Below are 23833 nucleotides of genomic sequence, written 5' to 3'. Positions count from 1 at the left end.
AGTTCAGTGAAAACAGGCGACTCCTCCAAGCCCCGGAGTGGCGACCCCATAACAGCCCAGGGCATAGCCCTGGGTAAAAGTGCCATAGGATGCAGAGCGCTGTAAGCGCGATCTATCGATATCACCATGGCTCTGTGGATCGTACTTTCAATACTCCCTCTCGCTCGGAAGCCTCTGCACCTTTTCTCTAAAACGGAAGGGCATGGCCTCAGCCACGCCCTTCCGCCATTCCTTGCGAGTATTGCAGCAGCCTCTAGTGCAGGGTGTACGTGACGCCGGTGACGAACTGGTAAGAGTTCTTTTTATTGAACGGCGGGGGGTTATTGATGAAGTTGTCGGTGGTCGAGAACGAGGCGCTCAGACGCTTGTAGACCGGCAGAGCCAGCGTCGCGGTCCCATTCGCCGAGTACGCCGACATGTCATTCCAACCCGGCAGGACATCGCCGGTCTCGGTAAAGAGGATGCCGTGCGGAAGGTTGTAGTGATACGTCTCCGCAAAGGTCGAACCGATGAGGTTCACATTGGGAACGTTGGGAACGCCCACTTGCTGAATGAACTGCTGCGTCTCGTAGTGCAGATCGACCTTGAGATCAAGCTGCTGCTTGGGTTTCTGGATGGCTGTCCAGCCGACACCGCCACCGTAGACCTGCTGGAACTGCAGGCCCTGCGAGAAGTTGTGATCGAAAGAGAGATCGGCCAAAGCATAGAAACGTGGGCTGAAATACTTGTCGTGTTCGGCATCGGTATGGAAGATGCTCGTCTTGGCGACCGAAGCTGGCGTGGGTGGATCGGTCGGCGGAATCACCGGCGTAGTCAGCTTGCCGTAGCTCTCCGCAACGTTAACGGTCGTACGCGTATCCGGCGGAAGGTAAGGCACCACGGGGGTCGCCCGAATGAGGTTGACGGCCGCCGTAAACGTGGTCCCGTTGTCTGTAGCGCGCACCACCGTGGCGCCGCCGGTGACGGTGCCATTCCAGCCTTGCAGGAACTTCGTCTTGCGCGCAATCTGTCTGTCGAAAGAGTCCTTGTCGATCAGGTAATTGACATCCTTGGTCGCAACGGTATCGGGCTCATGTCCGGGATTTGTCAGCACCACATTGCCGCCCGCCATATCCACGGTTCCGGTCGGGGCGTCTGCCTTCGTAACCGGAACGCCTTTGCGAAGCAGGGCGAACTTCGCGCCGGACCGCAGCTCCTTCACCTTGTCAAGGGAGATCGTGAGCTCCCCAGCCATATCGCTTTTGAAGACGGCATTGCCGCCGGCAACGCGTTCAAGCTTACCTGTCAGCTGGTCGCCATTGGAGAAGACCAACACATCGGGGGTGGGCTTAGGTGCGGGGGTCTGGGCCTGGGCCTGGATCAGGCCGGATAAACCGAGGATTGCAGCAGAAAAGAGGACCGGGAATCGACGCAAGGGGGGTTCGTCTCCTTTAGCCACTTAGGATAAACGTCGGTCGGCTCTTCTCCAAGTGTCATTGCCGCTACCGCGTCCCGGTCCGCACCCCACCAACTCGACCGTTTCCCCCGCCGTTGCGCGCTAAAAACTGCCATTTCTTCTGAAAAACGAACTCCGAAATTTATCCGGGTTACAGGAACAGGAGAAATGCTCTAACCTGAGAAGGCCATGTATGAAGACTTCGTAGCAACCGACCGTTGGACTGGAGAACCTCAGCACTGTGTCTGGAAGGGCACCGTCGTCGCCATCGCGACGCGCCATGCTGACGCAACCGACATTCGCTTCGCCGTGAATGGCCGTCCCCTCTGGGTCGCCATGCCCAACATGGCATGGGTCGAACAGAAGCGCCGCAACGGCAAGGTCATCACTGACTACCTTGCCGCGCAGATCGCCGGACGCTATCTCAAGCACGCCATCGAAAGCGGCTACGACAACGGCCGCGAGATGTACACCATGACGGTGGACGAGGTCCTGGACCACGCCGCAGCCGTGGTGAAAGAGGCCGGCCGCACCGACAACCTGCCCAGCCTGCCTGTCATCAACCAGGACACGCATCCGTCCGAACTCGACTTCAAACTCCCCGGCGAACCGCACACCGTGGCCGAGACAATCTAGCTGTAGCTTCTTCTATTCGCACTGCCATTCCATCGCGGAGGAGCTGCTGCCCATGCTCACCAAATCCACACGCCGCCAGTTCCTCGTCGCCTCCGCCGCCCTTCCCTTCGCGTTGCGGAGCTTTGCGCAATCGTCAACCGAACCCCGCTGGGTCCTCCTCGGAACCGGCGACGGAAAAGGGATCTACCGCGCGCCCTGGAATGCAGCCACCGGCGAACTTGGCGCCATAGAACTCGCGGTCGCAACTGAACGCCCCACCTTCCTGGCGATGCATCCGAAGCGGCCCCTGCTCTATGCCGCGAACGAAGCAGCCAAAGGCGATGGCAGCCTCTCCAGCTTTCGCGTCAACGCAGCCCAGGGAACCGTGGAACTCGTACAACGGGTAAGCTCCCATGGCAACGGTCCCTGCTACGTATCGGTAGACCACACCGGCAAGACCGCCTTCGTCGCGAACTACGGCGGCGGAAGCATGTCGGCCTACACGCTGGGCTCCGCAGGAGAGATCAGCGACGCAGGCGGACTCGACTGCCGCAACAACCCCTCCTGCGGCGTACTCGGCCCCGTAACGGACCGGCAGGAAGCCGCCCATCTGCATTGCACCACCGTCTCGCCCGACAACAAGTTCCTGCTGGTATGCAATCTCGGGGAAGACGCGATTGAAGTCTTCCCCATCTCGCCGGGCAAGAAAGCTCCGCTGGGCGTGCCGACACGGGTGCAGGCACGCGTCGGCTCCGGACCGCGGCACGTGGCCTTCCACCCGAATGGAAAGTGGGTCTACTGCGTCCACGAACTCGACGCGACCATCGACCTCTACGACTGGAGCGCGCACAAACATACGGCATCGATGAAGCTGCGCGAAGGCAGCACAGTCTTCACGCTCACGCCTGGAACCTCTCTCGCCGGCAACTCCGGCTGCGAGATTATCGTCGGCGACGATGGCCGTTTCGTCTACACCTGCTCCCGCGGAGTGGACGAGATCATCGTCTACCGCGTGGATGCAACCTCAGGACTGCTGACCGAACAACAGCGGCTGAGCTGCGGTGGCAAGATTCCCCGCATCATCGCCTTCGACCCGACCCGCAAATGGCTCGTCAGCTGCAACCAGACTGCCCCCGGAAGCGTGACCGTGTTCGCACACGACGCAAAAACCGGACGCCTCAGCGAGACCCCCAAGACCTTCGCCGCAGACACTCCCATGTTTGTGCAGTGGATATAAGCCAGGAGTTCTAACGCCACACAAGAACGCCCCGCCTGAATAAGCGGGGCGTTCTTATGTGCAATCGAATTGCGTTAGTTCAACGTCTTGAGGTCGAGCACGAAGCGGTACTTCACATCGCCTTTGACAACGCGATCCCAGACCTCTTCCAGATTGTCGAAGCTGGCCATCTCGATGTCGGAGACGATGTTGTGCTTGCTGCAGAAGTCGAGCATCTCCTGGGTCTCGGCGATCCCACCGATCATGGAACCGGTGAGAGTCTTGCGGCCCAGGATCGAGAACGCCGCGATCTTGATCGGATCTTCCGGCGCGCCGACCGTGCAGAGCACACCGTCGCGCTTGAGCAGGTTCAGATAGCTGTTCACATCATGGTCCGCAGAGACGCAGTCGATAATGAGATCGAAGCTACCCGCATGCTTGGCCGCCCAGCCTTCCTCCTTGGTCAGAATGACCTCATCCGCGCCGAGCTTCTTCGCGTCCTCCACCTTCGAGGCCGAGGTCGTGAACTGCACCGTGTGGGCTCCAAAGGCGTGCGAGAACTTGAGCGCCATGTGGCCCAGCCCGCCCAGTCCAACAACGCCAACCTTCTTTCCAGGTCCTGCATTCCAGTGCTTCAGCGGCGAGTAAGTAGTGATACCCGCGCAGAGCAGCGGCGCGGTTGCGGCGGGATCAAGATTCGCCGGCACCTTGAGGACGAAGCTCTCGTCCGCAACGATGTTGTTGCCGTAGCCGCCGAAGGTCAGGTTGCCCTGCTTGTCCCGCGAGTTGTACGTAAACACCGTTGCTTGGTTGTTACAGTACTGCTCCTCGCCAGCCTTGCAGCTCTCGCAGACGCGACAGGAGTCGACCATGCAGCCAATGGCAGCCAGATCGCCAACCTTGAACTTCGTCACCTCAGAGCCAACAGCTTTGACGGTGCCGAGTACTTCATGACCGGGAACCATGGGATAAAGCGAATTGCCCCACTCATTGCGGGCCTGGTGAATATCGGAGTGGCAGATGCCACAGAAATCGACGGAGATATGAACGTCTTTGGGGCCAGGGCTACGGTGTTCGTAGTCGAAAGGCGCAAGAGGAGTAGTAGAGGACTGGGCTGCATAGCCATGAGTCTTAATCATTGGGGTAAAGATCTCCTTAGCGATTGGATGTTTGGAATGAAATGCAGATTCGAGACGTTACGTTATCGAAGTGCGTAATTCACTGTAATAGTCGTGTCGATTTCAGTTGGAACCCCATCTAGAAGATAAGGCGAATAGGTCCAGTGCTTGACAGCTTCGAGAGAAGATTGGGAAAGCGATGGATCAGGACTGGCAACAACATCCAGCGAACTAATCGTTCCTTGCTTCGAAATAATAGCGCAGAGGACTACAGTCCCACTTATATGCTGATCGCGGGCATATTGTGGGTATGAGGGAACAGTTTTACTCAAAGAATGCCCTGCAATGACCAGACCCGAAATCCTCTCAGGCTCTCTGGAAGAGGTCTCGAGCTCAACAGGCGTCTTTACAGGATCGTAGGTTTCAAGAACATCGACATGCCCCGTAATCGCCAACTTCCCGTACGAAACACCGTTCTCCAGGGCCACTGAAGTATTCAGAAAATTCGCCAAACGGTTGCGAACAATCTCAAGACCATAACCGTCATCAAAGCGGATGCGGAGCACATTACGATCAGGCTCAGTGCAGAACTGTGAATTGATGGGTTTAGCCTGTGCCGACTCCTTTTTATCCTTAGCAACGGATGACGTGACGACAAGGCAGGATAACTTTACTTTGCCAACGGTGTAAGGTTTTTCCTCCACCTTTAAATTCGTAGGCCCACCAAAGTGAGGAATAGGATGGATGGCCTGATCCAGCAGGTTGTGAACTAAATAGGCCTCGCGGTTTATAGTCGCCGGCTCATTCTTCGCGGATGGAATTGTCTCGTTGAAAGAAGGACTAGTGATAACCAATCGATGACTCTTTGGAGAGACCCACCATTCTTCTGCCGTACCGCTCTCTTTCTTTTTTCCCTCCAGGTCATAGAGGTCGAAAGACATGCGGAGATGCCATGGATGCTGGCCTTCTCTATCCAGAGAGGTCGCAGCGACCAACTGATCGAAACGCTGATGTGGATCAGGCGATTGCGCAGAGCTCTGCGCAATCATCCCGGGAAACAGCAAAGCAAAAATGACACCAGTGAAGCAATAAGCACGCATAGACCTCTATTCGTCATAGTGCATGAGACTGAACACATCCATATCCGGGAACTTGGCCCGTCCCTTCAGGAAGTCCAACTCGATCGCCACCGTCAGACCCACGATCTCGCCGCCAAGCTGCTTCACCAACTGCGTCGTGGCCAGCATCGTGCCGCCGGTAGCCAGCAGGTCATCGACGATGATGACGCGCTGTCCGGGCTGGATCGCATCCTTGTGGATCTGCAGCGAGTCCGAGCCGTACTCGAGGTCATACTTGATGGTCGCGGTCTCTGCGGGTAGCTTGCCGGGCTTGCGCACAGGCACAAATCCCGCGTTCAGACGATAGGCCAGCGCCGGGCCAAAGATGAAGCCGCGCGCCTCGATACCGAGGACGAGATCCACATGCTTGTCGATGTAGTACTGCGCAAACGCATCGATCAGCTGAGCAAAGCCGGTCTGGTCCTTGAGCAGCGTGGTGATGTCGTAAAAGAGGATACCGGGCTTGGGAAAATCGGGAACACCACGGACGAGTGCCTTGAGCGGCTCACAATTAATCGGTTGAGACATGCGGTATTTACCAGGCTCCTTCAATTTGAAACGCTCCGAGCGACTCACCTTCGCTCTCGGCCAGTTCGTGTTCGACGATGGCATCGACGCGGCTTCCGCGCGAGCCCTTGCGCAGCTCGACGCGGAGATCTTCAAGCGTCTCCGCATCGCCTGCGGCGACGATTTCAACCTCGCCGGTATCGGTATTGCGCACCCAGCCGCGCAGGCCGAGCTCGGCGGCTTCGCGGTGAACGAACCAGCGAAAGCCGACGCCCTGCACACGCCCGCGGATGAGAAAGTGGACAACCATCGGGGATAGGCTCCGAGACTACGCGCGGCTCATGTAAGCGCCTTCAGCCGTGTCGACGCGGATCTTCTCGCCTTCGTTGATGAACGGCGGCACCTGCACCACAAGGCCCGTCTCCATCTTGGCGGGCTTCGTCACCGAGCTGGCCGTCGCGGACTTGATGCCTGGCTCCGTCTCGACGACCGTCATCTCGACCGAGGTCGGCAGTTCGATTCCGACCGGCTTGCCGTCATGAATGCTGACGGAGATCAGCAGGTTCGGCGTGAGGTATTCGACGGCATCGCCGAGCGTCTCGCGCTTCAGGTTGGTCTGCTCAAACGTTTGCTGGTCCATGAAGTAGTAGTCGTCGCCGTCGTTGTAGAGGTACTCCATCTTGATCTCGTCGACGATGACGCGCTCGATGGGGTCGGGCGAACGGAAGCGCTCGACGAACATGCCGCCAGTGCGGACGTTACGCAGCTTGGCCTGGATGAAAGCGCGCAGATTTCCCGGGGTGCGGTGCTCTACGGAGAAGACGAGGTGAAGCTCGTCCTTGAACTTGATAATCATGCCGGGGCGCATCTGCGTGGCGGGAATCGCCATAGAAAAACTCCTGAAATACGGTGGATTGGGGGCATGCGTTGATCGCAGCCCAACCTTTTGATTGTAGCTCAGCGACAGCTGGAGCATTCCCCTGGAGGTGTAGAGGTGGAGCAGGCGACTGCTCCAAGCCCCGAAGGGGCGACGTCATACCAGCCCAGGGCGTAGCCCTGGGTTACAGGCAATTAGAACTCCGAGCCCTGAAGGGGCGACCTATCGGCAACGGCACAATAGCCCGCCTCTTCAATCCCCCGACACATACGCCCGACATACTAAAAACCAAAGGCGATTCCCCGCCCATCAACTCCCCGGGTGGAAGAGCTTATGAAAGAACCGCCCCACCGCGTGGAAGATCTCACCGGCACCCGGCGGAGAGGGCGGAGGCTCCATAGAGACCGGCACCGCCTTCACCGGTGGGGCCGCGGGGGCGGCAACCGCGGTCGTCTGACCTGCGTTATAGGAGAGAGAGTCCGAAACCTGCACATGCTCCACTCCTACCGGGGCAGAGTTTGCAGGGGGTGGAGGCGGCGCAAGCCCCTGGCTCACCGCCGTGGGAAACGGGTTCTGGGCAGCCACCGCAGCCGGTGTAGAGCCTCCGGACGAAGCCGCGGCGACCTCAGTAACGGGCAGCACCGCTTCCGGGCAGCCACAAGACGAGCTCTCGCGATCGACCACCTCGCGCAGGCTGCCGTGCTCGAACAGCACATGCTGCCCCGCCGTCAGCCGGTAGCTCTCACTCGAAAACACATCGGAGATCTGCAGCTCGGGAGCCTTGGCACCGGCATTGTCCACGCATGTATCGCCATTACCCGTGACCCGGATGCGGAGATCGAGATTGCCCTGGGTCACCAGCGTGAATCGCAGATCCGGCGTCAGAATGACGTCCTGCGACTGCGAGGGCGAGTGAATCTCGATCGAACCGCGATCGAGCCCGAACAGCAGCGACTCCCCGCTCCCGCTATGCAGCAGGTGAAACTGGCTGGTCGAACACACCAGAACCTCACCGCCCCTCTGGAGGCTAATCGGAGCCGTGCGATCGTAGGCCGTAATGGAGGCGTTCGAGACCAGGTTCGCCTTCTCCCCCCGAACCTCGAGGCCACCTGTAACCAGGGCATCATGGGTCGCAACCGACCCCATGCTCTGCGGGACATCCTGGGCCACCGCAGGGGCGACAGCAGGAAGGCTCAGCATTGCGACTCCGGCCATGAGAATGAAGCTTTGCTTAGTCAACGGCATCACAAGCAGATTCCCTTCGGGAACGAAAAAAGAAAGGCCCTATTGCTTCAGGAAGTTAGCGATGAGCTGCTTGCCGTGATCGGTCAGCACGCTCTCCGGATGGAACTGCACCCCTTCGATCGGCAGCGTGCGATGGCGCAGCGCCATGATCATCGACTCGCCGGCAACCCGCGCAGAGACCTCTAGCTCATCGGGCAGGGAGTCCTCCGCCACGATCAGCGAGTGATAGCGCGTGCAGGTCATCGGCTGCGGGATGCCGCGAAACAAGGTGCGGCCATCATGCTCGATGGCGCTGGTCTTGCCGTGCATGAGCTGCGGCGCACGAACCACCTCGCCGCCAAACGCCGCGCCAATGGCCTGATGCCCCAGGCAGACGCCGAGCACCGGAATCTGCTGCTTCTTCGGAAGCGTCGCCAGGTGCTGGATCAGCGGGATGAGAATTCCGGCATCCTGCGGCGTGCACGGGCCGGGCGAGAGCAGGATGCGCTCCGGCTTCATCGCAACAACCTCTTCCGGCGTCAGTTCATCATTGCGGCGCACGACCACCTCGGCACCCAGCTCGCCCATGTACTGCACGAGGTTGTAAGTAAAGGAGTCGTAGTTGTCGAGAACGAAGACCATAGTCTTTATGGTAGCGCGAAGCGGCATTGCGGCGGCTGCGGGCAACGGACGAAGGGCCGATGCGCTCTTACTGAGTATGTTTCTAGGCGATCCAAAACGGGCAAAACACTTTGCGGCGATGGTTCTGATCGGCGACGGCGTCATGGCGATCGTGAACCCAAGGAACGACGCCAGGGCCTGGAAGACCGGTCCCAAGCTGTGGCACTCCCTGATGGGCGATCTCTCCAACCGCCCTACGCTGACGCGCGTTATTGGCGTAGCGCAGATCATCGGCGGCATCTGCTGGGCGCTGCATCAAGACGAAGCGGATTAGCGCGAACATCAGATAGAACCGATACGAACCAGTGCAGCGAAGGCTTCTGCTGGCGTGCGGGTTCTTGTCTTTGCCTTTCTGGTTTGTCATTCCCGCAGGGAATCTGCTTTTGCTTTTGCTTTTGCTTTTCTGGTTGTCATTCCGAGCGCAGCGAGCGAACCTGCTGTCTCCCGTTTTTCGTTCGTACCACCCAGAAAATATGTGAGCCTAGCTTAGCTGAACTAACGCCTATCGTTTGTGCAGACACTGGCAAAGAGCGGGAGACAGCAGGTTCGCTCGCTGCGCTCGGAATGACAACCAGAAAAGCAAAAGCCAAGGTAATCACATCAGAAAGCAGGCACCTATCGATAGGTCACGCCTTCCAGCGCCCTACCGAACACCCTTAGATGATGCCGCGCGACGCCCCACCCAATACCGCTCCATCCCCCACACCACCACCATCACCGCCAGCAACGGCACCAGCCACACTACCCGAGCCTGATATCGGGCATCAATCCCCGACAGCGCCCCCGTAAGAACGGCATTCAACCCAATCACTGGCAGAACGATCAAAGCCATGCCACACAGCCGCCAGGCCCTCCACCGCCACAACAGCGGCATCATGCCAACGACAACCAGCAGCGAGCCCCCTACCGTCCACTCCGCCAGATCCGAAAAGAAATCCGAAGGCACCTCATTACGCGACTGCAGCGAACGCCGATAGCTCGCTTCCGCCCCGGGCATCACCCTATTCAACGAGCTCTCCATCCACGAACTATTCCCAAAATCGGCAATCTCGAAGTAGAGCAGTTGTTGCCATGCATTCTTCAAAGAGGCCCGTAGTTGTTCCCGCGGAAACGCACGCACGGTAGCGAGCACCAGCGGCATCTCCTCCCTCCTGAGCTGTTGCTTCTCCGCCTCGGTGGCACCGGAAAAGATGCCCGTCGGCAGCCAGAGAAAATCGTCCTCGGATTCCGGCAGGTTAGCGACGTGCTTGCAGATGCTCCAAGGCAGGTGCGGACAATTCTGCTCCAGGTACAGACGGCCGGGACCATCCGCGATCACGCGAGCCATCAGCAGCGGCGGACGTCCGGCGTCGAGCGAGAGTCTTCCAAACAGAAAAAGATTGAGCGCCAGTTGCGAAGCGACAGCGAGCACAACGATCGCACTCACCTGCGCCGTTCCTCTCCAAAACCGCATTCGAGCTCTCCGGCTCAACACGAGCAATCCCCCCAGAAGCACGCACACGCACACTCCCAGCAGCAAATGCGTGGAGTGCGCGAGACACCCCCACCAAACGAGCGCCGCCAGCAGCCAACGCTCGGTGCGCGACAACGTCTCACGCGCGAAGACCAGCAGATAGATCGAGAGATACAGCGCGGGGCCAAGGATATCCGGCACAACAAAGCTGGCAAACCAGGCGACGCTACTGAGCGCGCTGAGAAAGCAGACGATCAACAGGTAACTGCGAGTGCGCCCTCGCGAAACGATCGAACGCACCACAAGCCACAACACCCAGGCCGTAAGCAGCGCGTGAAGCCCGACGATGGGCCACGGCGAGCGATTCCAATGGAGCGGCAGAATGCCAAGGCTATAGAAAGCCGAGCGCTGCCAGCCGAAGTGCCCGAAGCGATGCAGGAAAAGGGCAGCAGCGATAGCACGGCCATCACCGATATACGTGATGGAGTCCGGATACAGCAGCGGATAGCGATTGAGGAACGCCGGCCAACACAGGCCGATAGCAGCAAAGAAGATCGCGAAGATGTGCCGCTTGCGTTGTCCCGGTAAAGTCTCGGCGGGCACAGGCGAGTGGTTGGCGCTCATTCATTCCTCTCGTACTCGTGCCGCTGAATGCATTTTAGTACTACCGATGTACTGACAAACCTACCCACCAAAGCCTGTCATTTCGATCAACGGGGAAAATGCAAAGACAGCCACGGGTAAAGCCCCAAAGGGGCGGTATATCCCAGCCCAGGGTGGATGCATCCGCAGCGAGCGTTCTTTGCTCGCTGCGGTGCAGGAACCCTGGGTCAAGTAGTAAAGGAAATTGAGCCCTGAAGGGGCGGTATATCGTGCAGCCACGATAGGTCGCTCCTCAGGGCTACAGCCCGCTTTTGCTTTGAAGGGGCGGGGCTTCAGCCCCGCCGTTAGAAGTCGCTATATGCAGTGGCTTTAGCCACTGAGGGAATGATGCTGGAATAAGCGTGCACTTCTCGCCTGCCACCCTCTGCGGCTGAAGCCGCTTTAGGTGCTATCTCAACGGCAGGGCTGAAGCCCCGCCCCTTCAAAGCCATTTGGCTAAACCGGGAACGAATTACCGCCACCCCTAAAGCTCACACACCTCTCGCCCGCTCAATCGCTCTCACCACAGCCTTAGCCTTATTCCCACACTCTTCATGCTCCTTCAGAGGCACCGAATCGGCAACAATCCCCGCACCCGCCTGGATATAACCCTTCTCCCCATCCATAAACAACGTGCGAATCGCAATGCAGGAATCAAGGTTGCCGCTGAAATCCGCATAGAAGATCGCGCCGCCATAGACACCGCGCCGCGCAGGCTCAAGCTCTTCGATAATCTCCATCGCCCGGATCTTCGGTGCACCACTCAGCGTACCCGCAGGGAAGCAGGCCCGGAAGGCATCGACCGGCGCAAGGTCCGAGCGTAGCTTGCCTTCGAGCGCGCTCACCAAATGCATCACATGCGAGTAGCGCTCGATAAACATCAGGTCCTTTACCCGCACCGTGCCGTACTCGCTGACACGGCCTACATCGTTGCGGCCAAGGTCAACGAGCATCACATGCTCCGCCACCTCCTTGGCGTCGGAGCGCAGGCTCTCCTCAAGCGCGCGGTCCGCGGCTTCATCCGTACCGCGAGGACGCGTGCCTGCAATGGGACGATACTCAACATTGCCATCGTGCACACGGACCAATAGCTCCGGCGACGAGCCCACAATATGCGCCTCCCGCTTCTTGCTCTTCTTCCCTTCCCCTCCCAGGCCAAAGCGCAGAAAGTACAGATAGGGCGAGGGATTCACGATGCGCAGGGAGCGATAGATCTCGAACGCATCGACACCCGGCACGCAGTCGAAGCGCTGCGAGAGCACGCACTGGAAGATGTCTCCCGCCGTGATGTACTCCTTCGTCGTCTCGACGGCGCGCATAAAGTCGGCAGCCTTCGTGCGCGGCTTCAGCTTGAGCGCTCCCTTCGCGCTGGAGACAGGGAGCTTCGGAATCGCGGTGTTCAACAGGCGTTCCAGCCGGTTGAGCCGCTTATTCGCATCGGCATAGGCCGCGGTGTTCAGCCGCGCCCGAGCCCCCGCCGTCACAATCAAATGGATCGCCTTCTTCACATGATCGAAGGCCAGCACCTCGTCGAAGAACATCAGGTACGCGTCCGGAACATGAAGTTCGTCGGCAGCCAGCTCCGGCAACTTCTCAATGCGACGCACGACGTCATACGCAAAGAAGCCCACAGCACCGGCGGTAAAAGGCGGCAGACCGGGCAGCTTGGCCGGCGTCTCGCCTTCCAGAGCGGTCTTCAACTCGCTGAAGATATCGGCGTCATAGGTGCGCCGCTTGCGGCCTTCGATGACGGTGATCTGGCCGTCGCGCGCAATCATCTTCTTGTAGGGTCGAATCCCGATGAAGGTATACCGGCCCACATGCTCGCCGCCTTCGACAGACTCCAGCAGAAAGGCCTCAGGCTCTTTCGCGGCAACACGCAGAAAGGCCGAGACAGGGGTTTCAAGATCGGCGGCGACGGTGCGCGTAACGGGGACCAGCGAGTGGGTTCGGGCAAGCCGTTGGAAGTCGCGGAGGGACGGTGTCGTAATCGTGCGCGTAGGCATCTCCTCATGATACCGAGGAGATGCCCACAGGCGCTCTAATGAACTCCGAAGAACCTAGTGGTGATCCCCGTCGTGGTCATGATCGATATCGTGGTGATCAGGCGGTGGTGGGTAATGATCGCGATGATGGTGCGGGCAACCCGTCAGCCCCAGCATGACCACACCAGCCAAAAGAAAGGCTGCAAGCGGTTTCAGTTTCGTCATTCAGTATCTCTCCTCGTTCAGGACGTATCCCAATGCAGTGAGATGCAAGGCAGACAACAGGTGTAGGCCTGTCATCAAATTGCGCAAAGCGTTACCTCTGCTTTTGCTTTTGCTTTTCTGGTTGTCATTCCGAGCACAGCGCGAAGCGCACGCCCGGACGCTTCAGCGTCAAGAAGACGGAATAGCCGTAGCCTTAGGCTACGGAATAAGGACCATGTAGAAATTGGCCTTTAGACCCGGGCTTTTTTCGGCTGCGAACAAAAGGCCCAAGGCTTGCTCGCCCCTCATTCTGCAACGAACGAATGACGCACTACGATGGCACGACTACAACATTCGCCCCTTTCAGTCACAAGTCGACAGAACGAGCACTCTGGTCGAATTAGCTGGAGTGAATGCCGCAACCTCCTGCTCCCCGTTCCATCCCCAAGCACGAAATCGGACCACCCAACCCCTTCTGGCAGGGTATAATCCACCCCGAAGGGGACCCTCTCCGCGATGCCTCAGCCCTCTAACACCACCATCACCATTGATGGCAACAAGTTCAATGCCCTCGCCGCCCACGTCTCCCTCGCCACCGTCCACGACGACATGGGCATGCCCATGATAGGCTCCACCCGCTGCGCCATCGAGTGCACCGCCGACATGCACGACACCGTCAACCTCACCTACGCCACCCTCCAGGCCCTCTACGACCTGGCCAATGGCGTCACCCGCGAAAAGATCAAGACCATCAAGATCGAGTTCTGGCAGGACGAAAACCAGGCCGACGCCCTCTGTACCTACACCTTCCAGGGCTGGATTTCCAACTTCACCACCGGCAGCGGCGGCGGCGGCAATCACACCCTGTCGCTTAGCATCCAGCCCGCCCTCGACGGCAAAAACTTCATCAACGTCGCTATGGGCAACTAACGTATCCCATGGCCGCCCAAACGCCTGCCATCCTCTACGACCCACCCCTCATCCGCTTTCGCATCGACGGGCGCATCGCTGCCGAGCGCCCCCTGGCCGCCCTCCGCCGGGTCATTGAGGTCGAGTTCGGTTCCCCCCTCCACGGTAACGACGGCCGCTTCGACCTCATGGACTTCGGCGACGCCCTCTGGGTCATCCCCGACGACATCGGCCTCCCCACCCACAAGGCATGGGCCCAACACCTTCAGGGCAATCGCGGCTACTTCAAAGCGCAGATCTTCTGGCCGCCCAAACGCTGGATGACGGGCGGCATCCTCGGCATGCTCCAAAGCCCAGGCCCCAAGGTCGCGCCCCCGGAATCCATCCCCACAGCCGACTTCCCTTGGGAGCTCCAGGGCCCCCTCGACCCCGCCGTCTTCCCGCCCACGCCCTTGTAACCCCGCTCAACCAGAAGCCGGAGCCTTATGCCGACCCCGCAGCCCAACCATCAGCCCAACTCCATAGCCCAGGCCCACCCCGACAGCCACCACCGCCGCGCCCGCACCATCAAAGTTCCCGCACGCGACCACGGCGAAGCCGTCCGCACACTCGAGGCCATCGGCAGTGGCTCCACCCTCGGCGTCGGCACCACCTTCCTCACAAACGTCGACAAGATCCGCGACAGCTACAACCAGCAGGTCGGTCAGCTCAAGGTCGAAATCGACGCCAAACGAGCCTCGGGCGTCTCTGACGCTGAAATCGCGCCGTGGGCCACCGCCGAGCGCACCCGCATCGCACGTGGCCTCCGCATCCGCCAAGGCCCGGCCGCAACCGTCGCGCTTGAAGCCCGCGACTGGCTACCCCAGAAAATGCCTGCCGCCCTCAAGCGCTTTGAGGGCTACGGCATCGGTGGTCGAACTGACGCAAACCTTATTCGCAAAGCCCTCGGCAACCCCAAATTCCAAGCGTCCGGCGCCACCATGGATGAGTGGCTGATCTCCGGCTCCGTTCGCCCCAACAGCGTCGTTAGCGGCAGCGCCGCACGCGCGGGCGAGTATCTTCGCGTCGGCGGCAAAATCCTCCTCCCCCTCGGCATCGCCGCTTCCGCTTACAACGTCTACAAAGCCCCCAAGGGTGAAAAACTCCAGACTGCTGGCGTCGAAGGCGCAAGCTGGGCCGGTGGCGCCCTCGCCTCGGAGGGCACCGTCGCCCTCCTTCTCGTCCTTGCCCCTGAAACCGGCGGTCTCACCCTTCTTGCCGTTGCCGCCATCGCCGGTGCTGGTGCTGGCTGGTTCAGCGGCTGGGGAGCGCACAAACTTTTCTTCAGCAACCACCCCCACGCCCAGTCCAGCGCAGAGCAGACCGGCTCCATCCCCGCCCACATGATCCAGTCCACCTTGCCCTCACCCCCCATCGGCGGCCACCGCTAGCGCAAATTTCCTGTAGGTGTATAGCGGAACCGCGACATTTATGGCTGTTTTCCCCCAGAAAAACGGTACTGCACGCCCGATTCAACTTCCCAGTAACAGGAAATTTGCTCTAGCGCGACCTCTACCGGTACATCCACACCCAGTCCATCAGCATCGTCGCCTCCCCGGATGCGCTTGTACCCGTCCCCGGGCAACAGGTCCAGCTGTTCACGGTGTACCCGGCGGGGAGAACTTGCTTGTCCGAACGGTTCGGTATGGCGGCTCCAATGGTTTGAGTGTCTTCATCGCTGCCATGAAGGCGGGCGTGTCTTCATGCAGCAGCGCGTCGCAGAAGATGCCTCGTAACGCGTAGCTGCACTCTTACGGGCAAGAGAGCCACCCCACCATTTCCAGCAGCTTATATTTCGAACCAGCTTTGACTGATGCTGCAACTTTAGAGACACGCCCTGGAAGATAATGTGAACAAAAAGAAGCACCTCCCGCCTTGCATGTACTTGAAATACAGGCCTATGATCCAATGTTTGGCCACGGATCGGCCTGGCCAAAGACCCTATCGGGTCTATGCTGTCCTTGAGTGTGCAAAAGACGGATTCAAGGAGCGAGCGCAATGGCCGAGGAATCGCTGGTACCTGTAACCGAGAGGAAGAGAAACACGATGCAAACGCTCACGCTGGAGCAAGAGACAAATCCATGGGAGGCGCAGGCGGCGCGCTTCGATGAAGCCGCCACACGACTGAAACTCGACGCTGGAATCTGGAAGGTGCTGCGTTATCCCTCGCGCGAGATCATCGTGCACATTCCGGTCAGCATGGACGACGGCAGCATTGAAGTCTTCACCGGCTATCGCGTGCAGCACTCCGTGGCGCGCGGCCCCGCCAAGGGCGGCATCCGCTACGCGCCGGACGTCTCGCTGGACGAAGTACGCGCGCTCGCAAGCTGGATGACCTGGAAGTGCGCCGTGGTCAACATCCCCTTCGGCGGTGCCAAGGGCGGCGTGATCTGCGACCCCAAGAAGATGAGCCAGGGCGAGCTCGAGCGCATGACGCGCCGCTACACCGCCTCGCTGATCGAGTTCATAGGGCCGGAAAAAGATGTGCCGGCGCCGGACATGAACACCAACGAGCAGACCATGGCCTGGATCATGGACACCTACTCCATGCACATGGGCCAGACCGTAACCAGCGTGGTAACGGGCAAGCCCGTTAATATCGGCGGCTCGCGCGGCCGTCGCGAGGCCACAGGCCGCGGCGTCAGCATCGTCTGCGACCAGGCGCTGAAGTACCTGAACATGACCCCCGAGAGCACGACCGTCATCGTGCAGGGCTTCGGCAACGTCGGCTCGAACTCCGCCAAGCTGCTCTGGGACAAGGGCTATAAGGTCATCGGCATCGGCGAGTACGACGGCGCGCTCTTCAACCCCAACGGCATCGACATCAGCGAACTGCTGGAGTATCGCGCCCGGCACGGCGTCATCCACGGCTTCCCCGGGGCCGACGCCGCCGACAAGGACGACCTGCTCACCCGTAAATGCGACGTGCTGATCCCCGCCGCGACGGAAAACGTCATCACCAGCAAAAACGCCGACCGCATCAAGGCGCGCATCCTGTGTGAGGGCGCGAACGGACCGACAACAACCGTCGCCGACGAGATCCTCGCCGACAAGGGCGTCTTCGTCATCCCGGACATCCTGGCCAACGCCGGCGGCGTCACCACCAGCTACTTCGAGTGGGTCCAGGACCGCATGGGCTACTTCTGGACTGAAGACGAGGTCAACCAGCGGCTCGAGCGCATCATGATCGACAGCTTCGACGACGTTCTGCAATACGCGGTAAAACACGAGGTCAACAACCGCATCGCCGCCTACATGCTGGCGATCGACCGCGTAGCCTATACGACTAAACAGCGCGGAATCTACGCGTAAAGGCAGAGTGTAGAGGGTAGAGGATTTTCCCTGTAGGGTAGAGCGGTGCCTCGATCTTTATGGGCGTTTTCCCCAATGAAAACGCCACTGCACGCCCGCTTTCGGACTCCCAGCAACAGGGAAAATGCTCTAGAGGATAGAGTGTAGAGAGCAGCGCAGTTTTTCTCTACACGCTATCCTCTACTCTCTACACTCTGCTGTATGGGAGAATGACAGTGTTCACGCACCCTTCATTTCCGTGAACCCGTAGGCCCATTTCCGTGAACCTGCCCAACTCCATCACGCTCACCCGCATCGCCAGCGTCCCGCTGCTGATCTGGGCGTTGTCGCCGAAGTTCCCCTTGCAGGGGTTCCACGGCGAGCAGGAGCTCTTTGCCTCGGCACTGTTCATTCTGGCTTCGATCACGGACGGCCTCGACGGCTACCTGGCTCGCAAGCGTGGCCAAATCACCACACTGGGCATCCTGCTCGATCCGCTGGCGGACAAGCTGATGGTAACCGCCGCCTATATCGTTCTGGTGGCCTACAACCCCCGCATCGTCCCCCCCTGGATTGCGGTGCTGGTCATCGGCCGCGAGTTCCTCGTGAGCGGCCTGCGATCGATTGCGTCCTCCGAGGGCTTCACCATCGAGGCCAGCGAACTGGGCAAGCTGAAGACCGTCATCCAGATCGTCTCGGTCGTGGCGGCGATCCTGAATCATCGCTGGGACTACTGGAACCTGTGGGGCTTCCCGATCGGCGTGCACCTGATCGCCGTCACCGCGATCTACTGGATGTCGATCGTATCGATCATCTCGGCGGTGGACTACTTCGTCGGTTTCTGGAAGAAGATCGACCGCGCCTCTACCGGCAAGCGCCGCCGCCGCAGTTCGATATTGAGCCGCAAAAAACGCGAGATCGCCCCAACAGTTTAAGAACACACGCAAGAATGCCCCGGCGATCGCCGGGGCATTCTTGCGTGTGTCGAATCACAGCCTACGCGTTCGTGCGCTGATCGCGATGCACGAAGTGATACGGCGGCCAGGGGCCTGAGAGTTGCATGTTGCAGTCCTTCATCTGCTGCGTAGCGGTGCTGTACTTGTTCTGATAGCGCTCCACGGTCTTCTTGTCCACCAGGTGAGCGATGTCCAGCAGCATCTTGCCCGAGTCCATGCGCTTGCAGGTGACCTCTTCGGCTAGCGGGAGGAACATCCGGTGCATCTGCACGGAGAGCGCCCGTGCGCGCGACTGGCGCTCGCGCTGGCGGCTCGCCGACTCGCGCAGGTGCGACAGATACTGCTGACCGACAGTCGCAGGCTGATGCCCCATCCCCTTGGTCTCCGGACAGATATCGTCCACCAGGAGCTTGATGTGCATCTCGGCCTTGCCGCGCAGACGCTCGACGTTAGCCAGGAAATGCCGCTGATTGGAACGGACGGAACGGCGCAGGGCGTCGTCATCCTCAAACGTGGTTCCAAACCGGAACGGTAGAACCGTGGATTTGGCGAAACAACTGGAGATCACACGACAATGGTCGCGGGCCGCCAACTGGGCATCGGCCCCCACCATGCGGGCAGCGTCTTCGGGCTGATGCTCGGAGACGACGACCGCAAGATCGGCTGCTGGGAAAAGGAAGGTTTGGTTTCCAAAAAGACCGGTAACTCCAGTCAATGGGGTCGGACGGCGATGACGTGCCAGTTCGGGAAACGCACTACGTTCGGCGATGCAGTAGGCATACCATGCCATAAAATTTATGTCGCTCCTGAAAACGCTGAGGGGGTCAAGTGCCCTGTCAGGTAATTTGTTGTTTTCAAACGTCAAAACAGCAAAAAGCATGTGAACGAGCGCAACCTGGCGCGTGCCCTGGGAATTGTGCACTGAACCGATTGCGAGCAGATACTATGCCCTAATTCATACGATTGGCAAGAGCTGGAAAACCGTTACCGAGGGAATAAAAAACTTATTAACTAATGTGTCAATAGCCTCCGGTTGGCAGCAAACGCCTATCCTCCCCTGTTTTCCTGCTTTTGCGCCAATTTGGGGCTCCAGGCTCCGCGAACTGCTAGACTGGATGGATGCGTGGACGGTGGGCCCGCGATCTCTTGCAGATGTTTTTAAGGACGGAATTCAAGTGGATAACGCGACCAAGCGTGAATTGAAGCAGCCAGACCAGTTCATTACCCTCACCGAGCACGGCGCCGAGTGGGCCAAGAACAATCGTCAGACAGCCATCGGCGCTGGCGTTGCAGCCGTAGTGGTGATCCTCGCCATCGTCGGCGGTTATGTCCTGTTCCAGCATCACTCGACGGCCGCCGCTACGGCCTTCGGCGAGGCCATGCAGACCTATCAGACCCCTGTGGCCATGCCCGGCCAACCCTTGCCTCCGGGCACCAAGAGCTATGCCTCGATCAGTGAGCGCGCAGCCGCTGCCAACACTCAGTTCCAGAGCGTTGCCCAGCACTACGGCCTGACGGAGTCCGGCAAGCTCGCGCTCTACTTCTCTGGCCTGACCTACATGGAAGAGGGCCAGAACGGTCCCGCGGAAGACACCTTCAAGAAGGTTGCCGGAAGCTGGAACCACGACCTCGCCGCTCTCGCAAAGATGTCACTCGCACAGATCTATGAGCAGACCAACCGCGATGCCCAGGCCGTCGACCTCTACAACGAGCTTTCGAACGGCAAGGCTTCCACTGTCCCTCCGGGCCTCGCTCAGATCCAGCTCGCCGAGCTGTACAGCGCCGAAGGCAAGGCCGACAAGGCCAAAGAGATCTACGCCAAGCTGAAGGACAAAGACAAGGACGCCAAGGGCAATCCTGGCCCCGCCGGCGCACTCGCCGCTGAGAAGCTGAACCCCCAGCCAGGTGGACCACAGTAGAGCAGGGATAAGGAAACAGGGATTAGGGATTAGTTACAACAAAGGCCACCTTCGGGTGGCCTTTGCAGTTGCTGTAGCGATAGGCGAAACCACAAGGGGCCGGCTTTTCCCTAATCCCTAATCCCTAATCCCTGTTTCCTAATCCCTTTTCCTACAGCGGATGCAATTCATTGTCGTGCAACTGCGAGGCCGTCGAGCGCACACTGACATGCGTTGCCAGGCGGTCGGCGAGGGCTGCGGGCGTACGGAGGCTGGCTACCGTCGTCCATCCATCGTGCTTGCGCAGGGGATCGGGGGGCGGGGGCGCCCAGAATGGAAGCGGCAGATGAAGATAATCCGACAGGGCGCAGGCATGCGGCTCATAGAGCTTGCGGATCGCGCTGAGCCGCTCATGAGACTCGACATCGCCGCAGAGCGAGAAACCGGCTCCTGTCAGCATCTCGCAGAGACGCGCAAACTCCTCGTCGCGAAGACGGACCGGAGGCGCCTCTCGATAGCGCTGCTCGTTCTTCTCTAGTCGAAAGACGTGCCCGAGATCGACCAGCGTATGCCGTCCGATAGCGAAGGTGAGCTGCGCCTGGCGTGTGCTGGGGCCTTCGATCGTAGTGATCAACAGAGCGCAGGTATCGAGCACGGCGGTAAGCCCGGCAAGCCAGCTTTGATTGTCATGCTGCGACCGGTAGTAGCAGAGAATCGGGTACGAGATATGCGTCTCGAGCATCTCGGCACACCATCGTTCCCATTCGGCAAGCAAAAGCGTGAGCGCCTGATGACCGCCGCTGAAGTTGTGCCGCTGCAATAACTCCCCGGCAGCGGGAGGCGAACCGGCCCGCCCATCCAGTAGCGCGACAGAGATTTCACGCTGTGAAAACGCGGTGTACAGCACCGGCACATAGCCGATGACCAGCGCAACGAAGCCGAGCCCCGTTCCCGACTCGAGCACGAGCAGCATTCGGGCAATCTGCGTTGTGGGTTGAACATCTCCCAGGCCCAGCGTAAACAGGGTCGTTCCGCTGACGTAAAAACAACTGCGCAGATACTCAAAGGGCGTGGTTGGATGGGTAGGATCGGAGAACGGCGTATGCAGGCCGAAGTAGATCAGCATATAGGCCGTCACCAGCAGCAGCGCCCAGAGGCCGAACAGCATCAACAGCGAGAGCGGCCCATAGAAGCTGTAAAGCTGGTCGCGCTTTCGGCGCGGCATGAAGTGTTCGATCAGGTATTCCCAGGGGCGCCATGTGAAGAGGAAAAAGAGCTGCGTAATGCGGAAGCGGCCCACCGGGCGACGCGGCAGGATGATGGTCTGGAAGGCATCCAGCAGGACGCCGGCCAGAAACAGGCAGCCGAAGACAATTGCGGTGGGGTGCATGGATTTCACTCTAACGGCTCCAGCGCATGACGGCAAAGGGATTGCGAAACTTTATCGATTTTCATCGCGCTCTCCACAAGTGAGCTCTCTCGCCTGGCGGAGTAAACTCATCTTCACGATGTCTGATTCCGACGACATGCCGAGCTTTGCCAGTCTGCGCCGCGGCGCGGGCCGCCGCCCCGCTCGCCCGAAGTCCCCGCAGCCTGAACAAGCCCTCTCGCTGTTCGACACGCTGCCGGCATTCGATGACGCCCCAAACGAAATGGCCGAACCGCAGCAGGAACAGGCTGTGTCGGCGGCTGACATCATCGCCGAACAATCCCGCAGCCTGAACACGACGATCCGAATCGCACGCCCTGAACCGCTGCCAGTAGCCAGCACCCCACAGGCCGAGGCTCGCGTCTGGACCGTCGGCGATCTCGTGCGCGAGGTGCGGGGGCTCGTCGAGCGCAGCTATGGGCAGATCACGGTAGATGGCGAGATCTCCAACTGGAGGCCCGCCGCCAGTGGACACTGCTACTTCACCCTGAAGGACGGCAACGCGCAGCTCTCCGTCGTGATGTTCCGCCGCCAGGCGTCACTGCTACGCTTTCGCCCTAAGGACGGCGACGCCGTCCGGCTGCACGGACAGGTCAGCGTGTACGAGAGCCGCGGCCAGATGCAGCTCATCGCCGAGACGATGGAAGAGGTTGGCCAGGGCGCTCTGCTCGCCGCCGTACAGCGCCTCAAAGAGCGTCTGCGCCGCGAAGGGGTCTTCGATCGCGAGCGTCCGCTGCCGGCGTTCCCCAAGTGCATCGGCGTCGTCACCAGCCTGCAGGGAGCCGCTCTGCGCGACATCGTAAAGGTCTGCCGTCGCCGCCATGCTGCGGTAAACCTGCTGATCTATCCGGCTGCGGTACAGGGCCCACGCTGCGCGGAGGAGGTCATCGCCGGAGTGGAGTGGTTCAGCGCCCATCCTCAGTTAGCGGACGTCCTGATCGTCGCGCGCGGAGGAGGAAGCTGGGAAGACCTGCACGGCTTCGACGACGAAGGCGTGGCACGCGCGATTGCGGCCTGCGCAATCCCGGTCATCGCGGGCATCGGCCATGCGACCGACACGACCATCACCGACGCAGCGGCGGACGTCTGCGCTCCAACCCCTTCGGCAGCAGCAGAACTTGTAACGGCAGCGCAATACCGTATTGAAGAACGAGTGGAGCGTCTGCGTTCACGTGTCTTTCGCGCAGGCAACTACGAGATCCTGCGCGCACGGCAGCGCTTCTCTCGCCTGAGTGCGGAGTCTGCTCTGCGCCGCTTGCGCGATGCCCTGGGCCGGCGCGAGCAGCGCCTGGACGAACTCAGCTTCCGCGCGGAATCTGCTGCAGCCCGCACCTTGCGGTCGCGCGAGGAGCGGCTGGCACGGCTAACATCTCGATTGCAGAGGCAGGACGTTGCCCTGCGTCTTGCGGAAGACAAGCGCCGCCTGGAGCGGCTGCAGGTACGCCTGCAGAGCGTCGGCTCGACCGCGACCATGAGGCGAAACCAGCAGGTAGAACGCTGTGTATCGCGGCTGGAAGCGCTTAGTCCGCTGCGCGTGCTGGAACGCGGCTACGCGCTCGTGTACGGACCCGACGGCAAGCTGCTGCGCTCCACGGCGAACGTTGTAGCTTACGACACCATCGTCGCTCGGCTCGCGGACGGCAGCGTTCGAGCCCGCGTCACCAGCAAAGAATAACCAGTAAGTCATCCAGCTTCTTTTCCAATTCCCAGGCATCCACTCCTGTATGAGCGAAACCATTCATCCCGAAACCCGCATCGGTCATGTGCATCTGCGCGTCGCAGACCTCGAGCGCTCCCTCGCCTTCTACCATGGTGTGCTCGGGTTCGAGGTGATGCAGCGAATGGGCAACTCCGCTGCATTTCTATCAGCGGGTGGATATCACCACCACATCGGCCTGAACACCTGGGAGAGCCTCGGCGGCTCCGCTCCGCCTCCGGGAACGACCGGGCTCTATCATCTAGCGATTCTGTATCCCACACGGCGCGAACTGGGCAATGCTCTACAGAGGTTGATTGCAGCCAAAATCCCTCTCGACGGAACCGCCGACCACGGCGTCAGCGAAGCGCTGTATCTTCGCGATCCCGACAACAACGGCGTTGAACTCTACTGGGATCGCCCACGCAGTGAGTGGCCTAAGGATGTCAACGATAAGTTGACGATGTACACACGTCCACTCGATCTACACGGACTGCTGGCGGCTGCAACCTGAGAGCAATGCACCGCCGATATACTTCT

Annotated in this window: 24 protein-coding genes; 11 read left to right on the top strand and 13 right to left on the bottom strand. The window is 60.0% G+C overall.

Features of this window, described 5'->3' with window-relative positions:
• Positions 1-253: 253 nt before the first annotated feature.
• Positions 254-1414 carry a DUF481 domain-containing protein gene (locus tag ACIX8_RS04075; RefSeq protein WP_014264051.1) on the bottom strand — a complete coding sequence of 387 codons (1161 nt, stop codon included), beginning with the start codon at positions 1412-1414 and terminating at the stop codon, positions 254-256.
• A gap of 210 nt (positions 1415-1624) precedes the next feature.
• On the opposite strand from ACIX8_RS04075, the gene ACIX8_RS04070 reads away from it, so the two are divergent.
• Together ACIX8_RS04070 and ACIX8_RS04065 are read left to right on the top strand one after the other, a co-directional pair.
• A complete protein-coding gene (locus ACIX8_RS04070; RefSeq protein ID WP_014264050.1) occupies positions 1625-2071 on the top strand; it encodes a hypothetical protein in 447 nt (148 codons plus the stop codon).
• Positions 2072-2123: 52 nt separating this feature from the next.
• Positions 2124-3287, top strand: coding sequence for a lactonase family protein (locus ACIX8_RS04065; protein WP_014264049.1), 1164 nt, complete (start codon positions 2124-2126; stop codon positions 3285-3287).
• Positions 3288-3361: 74 nt separating this feature from the next.
• Here ACIX8_RS04065 and ACIX8_RS04060 read toward each other — a convergent pair whose 3' ends face one another.
• From ACIX8_RS04060 to ACIX8_RS04030, 7 genes are all read right to left on the bottom strand, one after another.
• A complete protein-coding gene (locus ACIX8_RS04060) occupies positions 3362-4405 on the bottom strand; it encodes an NAD(P)-dependent alcohol dehydrogenase (protein WP_014264048.1) in 1044 nt (347 codons plus the stop codon).
• A gap of 62 nt (positions 4406-4467) precedes the next feature.
• Positions 4468-5484, bottom strand: a complete 1017-nt coding sequence (locus tag ACIX8_RS24335; RefSeq protein ID WP_014264047.1) for an energy transducer TonB — start codon at positions 5482-5484, stop codon at positions 4468-4470.
• A 6-nt stretch (positions 5485-5490) separates the two neighbouring features.
• Positions 5491-6030 carry an adenine phosphoribosyltransferase gene (locus tag ACIX8_RS04050; protein ID WP_014264046.1) on the bottom strand — a complete coding sequence of 180 codons (540 nt, stop codon included), beginning with the start codon at positions 6028-6030 and terminating at the stop codon, positions 5491-5493.
• 7 nt (positions 6031-6037) lie between these two features.
• On the bottom strand, positions 6038-6319 hold the full coding sequence (locus ACIX8_RS04045) for an acylphosphatase (protein WP_014264045.1): 282 nt from the start codon (positions 6317-6319) through the stop codon (positions 6038-6040).
• 18 nt (positions 6320-6337) lie between these two features.
• On the bottom strand, positions 6338-6898 hold the full coding sequence (gene efp, locus ACIX8_RS04040; protein WP_014264044.1) for an elongation factor P: 561 nt from the start codon (positions 6896-6898) through the stop codon (positions 6338-6340).
• 297 nt (positions 6899-7195) lie between these two features.
• The gene (locus tag ACIX8_RS04035) at positions 7196-8131 is read right to left on the bottom strand and encodes a nuclease (RefSeq protein ID WP_150110484.1); all 936 of its coding nucleotides are present in this window, start codon (positions 8129-8131) and stop codon (positions 7196-7198) included.
• Positions 8132-8170: 39 nt separating this feature from the next.
• Positions 8171-8752: an anthranilate synthase component II gene (locus ACIX8_RS04030; protein ID WP_014264042.1), complete on the bottom strand. Its 582-nt coding sequence runs from the start codon at positions 8750-8752 to the stop codon at positions 8171-8173.
• Positions 8753-8759: 7 nt separating this feature from the next.
• Between ACIX8_RS04030 and ACIX8_RS04025 the strand changes: the two genes are divergently transcribed.
• Complete coding sequence (locus ACIX8_RS04025; RefSeq protein ID WP_014264041.1) at positions 8760-9065, top strand: hypothetical protein; 306 nt, start codon at positions 8760-8762, stop codon at positions 9063-9065.
• Positions 9066-9434: 369 nt separating this feature from the next.
• On the opposite strand, the gene ACIX8_RS25440 is transcribed toward ACIX8_RS04025, so the two are convergent.
• The 3 genes from ACIX8_RS25440 to ACIX8_RS25835 all read right to left on the bottom strand — a co-directional run bounded on the left by ACIX8_RS25440 (position 9435) and on the right by ACIX8_RS25835 (position 13096).
• Complete coding sequence (locus ACIX8_RS25440) at positions 9435-10868, bottom strand: hypothetical protein (protein ID WP_014264040.1); 1434 nt, start codon at positions 10866-10868, stop codon at positions 9435-9437.
• 509 nt (positions 10869-11377) lie between these two features.
• Positions 11378-12892 carry an anthranilate synthase component I gene (trpE, locus tag ACIX8_RS04015; RefSeq protein WP_014264039.1) on the bottom strand — a complete coding sequence of 505 codons (1515 nt, stop codon included), beginning with the start codon at positions 12890-12892 and terminating at the stop codon, positions 11378-11380.
• A gap of 54 nt (positions 12893-12946) precedes the next feature.
• Complete coding sequence (locus ACIX8_RS25835) at positions 12947-13096, bottom strand: hypothetical protein (protein ID WP_014264038.1); 150 nt, start codon at positions 13094-13096, stop codon at positions 12947-12949.
• A 495-nt stretch (positions 13097-13591) separates the two neighbouring features.
• On the opposite strand from ACIX8_RS25835, the gene ACIX8_RS04005 reads away from it, so the two are divergent.
• The 5 genes from ACIX8_RS04005 to pgsA all read left to right on the top strand — a co-directional run bounded on the left by ACIX8_RS04005 (position 13592) and on the right by pgsA (position 18249).
• On the top strand, positions 13592-14005 hold the full coding sequence (locus ACIX8_RS04005) for a hypothetical protein (RefSeq protein WP_014264037.1): 414 nt from the start codon (positions 13592-13594) through the stop codon (positions 14003-14005).
• Positions 14006-14013: 8 nt separating this feature from the next.
• A complete protein-coding gene (locus tag ACIX8_RS04000) occupies positions 14014-14442 on the top strand; it encodes a hypothetical protein (RefSeq protein WP_014264036.1) in 429 nt (142 codons plus the stop codon).
• Between the two features lie 27 nt (positions 14443-14469).
• Positions 14470-15414, top strand: a complete 945-nt coding sequence (locus ACIX8_RS03995) for a hypothetical protein (RefSeq protein ID WP_014264035.1) — start codon at positions 14470-14472, stop codon at positions 15412-15414.
• 655 nt (positions 15415-16069) lie between these two features.
• Positions 16070-17335 carry a Glu/Leu/Phe/Val family dehydrogenase gene (locus ACIX8_RS03990; RefSeq protein WP_044177738.1) on the top strand — a complete coding sequence of 422 codons (1266 nt, stop codon included), beginning with the start codon at positions 16070-16072 and terminating at the stop codon, positions 17333-17335.
• 260 nt (positions 17336-17595) lie between these two features.
• The gene (gene pgsA, locus ACIX8_RS03985) at positions 17596-18249 is read left to right on the top strand and encodes a CDP-diacylglycerol--glycerol-3-phosphate 3-phosphatidyltransferase (protein WP_014264033.1); all 654 of its coding nucleotides are present in this window, start codon (positions 17596-17598) and stop codon (positions 18247-18249) included.
• A 61-nt stretch (positions 18250-18310) separates the two neighbouring features.
• Here pgsA and ACIX8_RS03980 read toward each other — a convergent pair whose 3' ends face one another.
• Positions 18311-19060, bottom strand: coding sequence for a GvpL/GvpF family gas vesicle protein (locus tag ACIX8_RS03980; RefSeq protein ID WP_014264032.1), 750 nt, complete (start codon positions 19058-19060; stop codon positions 18311-18313).
• Positions 19061-19445: 385 nt separating this feature from the next.
• Between ACIX8_RS03980 and ACIX8_RS03975 the strand changes: the two genes are divergently transcribed.
• Positions 19446-20189, top strand: coding sequence for a tetratricopeptide repeat protein (locus tag ACIX8_RS03975; RefSeq protein WP_044176132.1), 744 nt, complete (start codon positions 19446-19448; stop codon positions 20187-20189).
• Between the two features lie 151 nt (positions 20190-20340).
• Here ACIX8_RS03975 and ACIX8_RS03970 read toward each other — a convergent pair whose 3' ends face one another.
• Positions 20341-21558 (bottom strand): potassium channel family protein, encoded by a 1218-nt coding sequence (locus ACIX8_RS03970; RefSeq protein ID WP_014264030.1) that lies wholly within the window; start codon positions 21556-21558, stop codon positions 20341-20343.
• Between ACIX8_RS03970 and xseA the strand changes: the two genes are divergently transcribed.
• Positions 21557-23272 (top strand): exodeoxyribonuclease VII large subunit, encoded by a 1716-nt coding sequence (gene xseA / locus ACIX8_RS03965; protein WP_223295459.1) that lies wholly within the window; start codon positions 21557-21559, stop codon positions 23270-23272. The genes ACIX8_RS03970 and xseA overlap by 2 nt on opposite strands.
• A 49-nt stretch (positions 23273-23321) precedes the next feature.
• Positions 23322-23807, top strand: a complete 486-nt coding sequence (locus ACIX8_RS03960; RefSeq protein WP_014264028.1) for a VOC family protein — start codon at positions 23322-23324, stop codon at positions 23805-23807.
• Positions 23808-23833 lie beyond the last annotated feature (26 nt).

The organism is Granulicella mallensis MP5ACTX8 (assembly GCF_000178955.2).
In the GTDB taxonomy this organism is placed as follows: domain Bacteria; phylum Acidobacteriota; class Terriglobia; order Terriglobales; family Acidobacteriaceae; genus Granulicella; species Granulicella mallensis.
The sequence above is the reverse complement of the archived record's forward strand: the minus strand, read 5'-3'. Positions and strand labels throughout refer to the sequence as shown.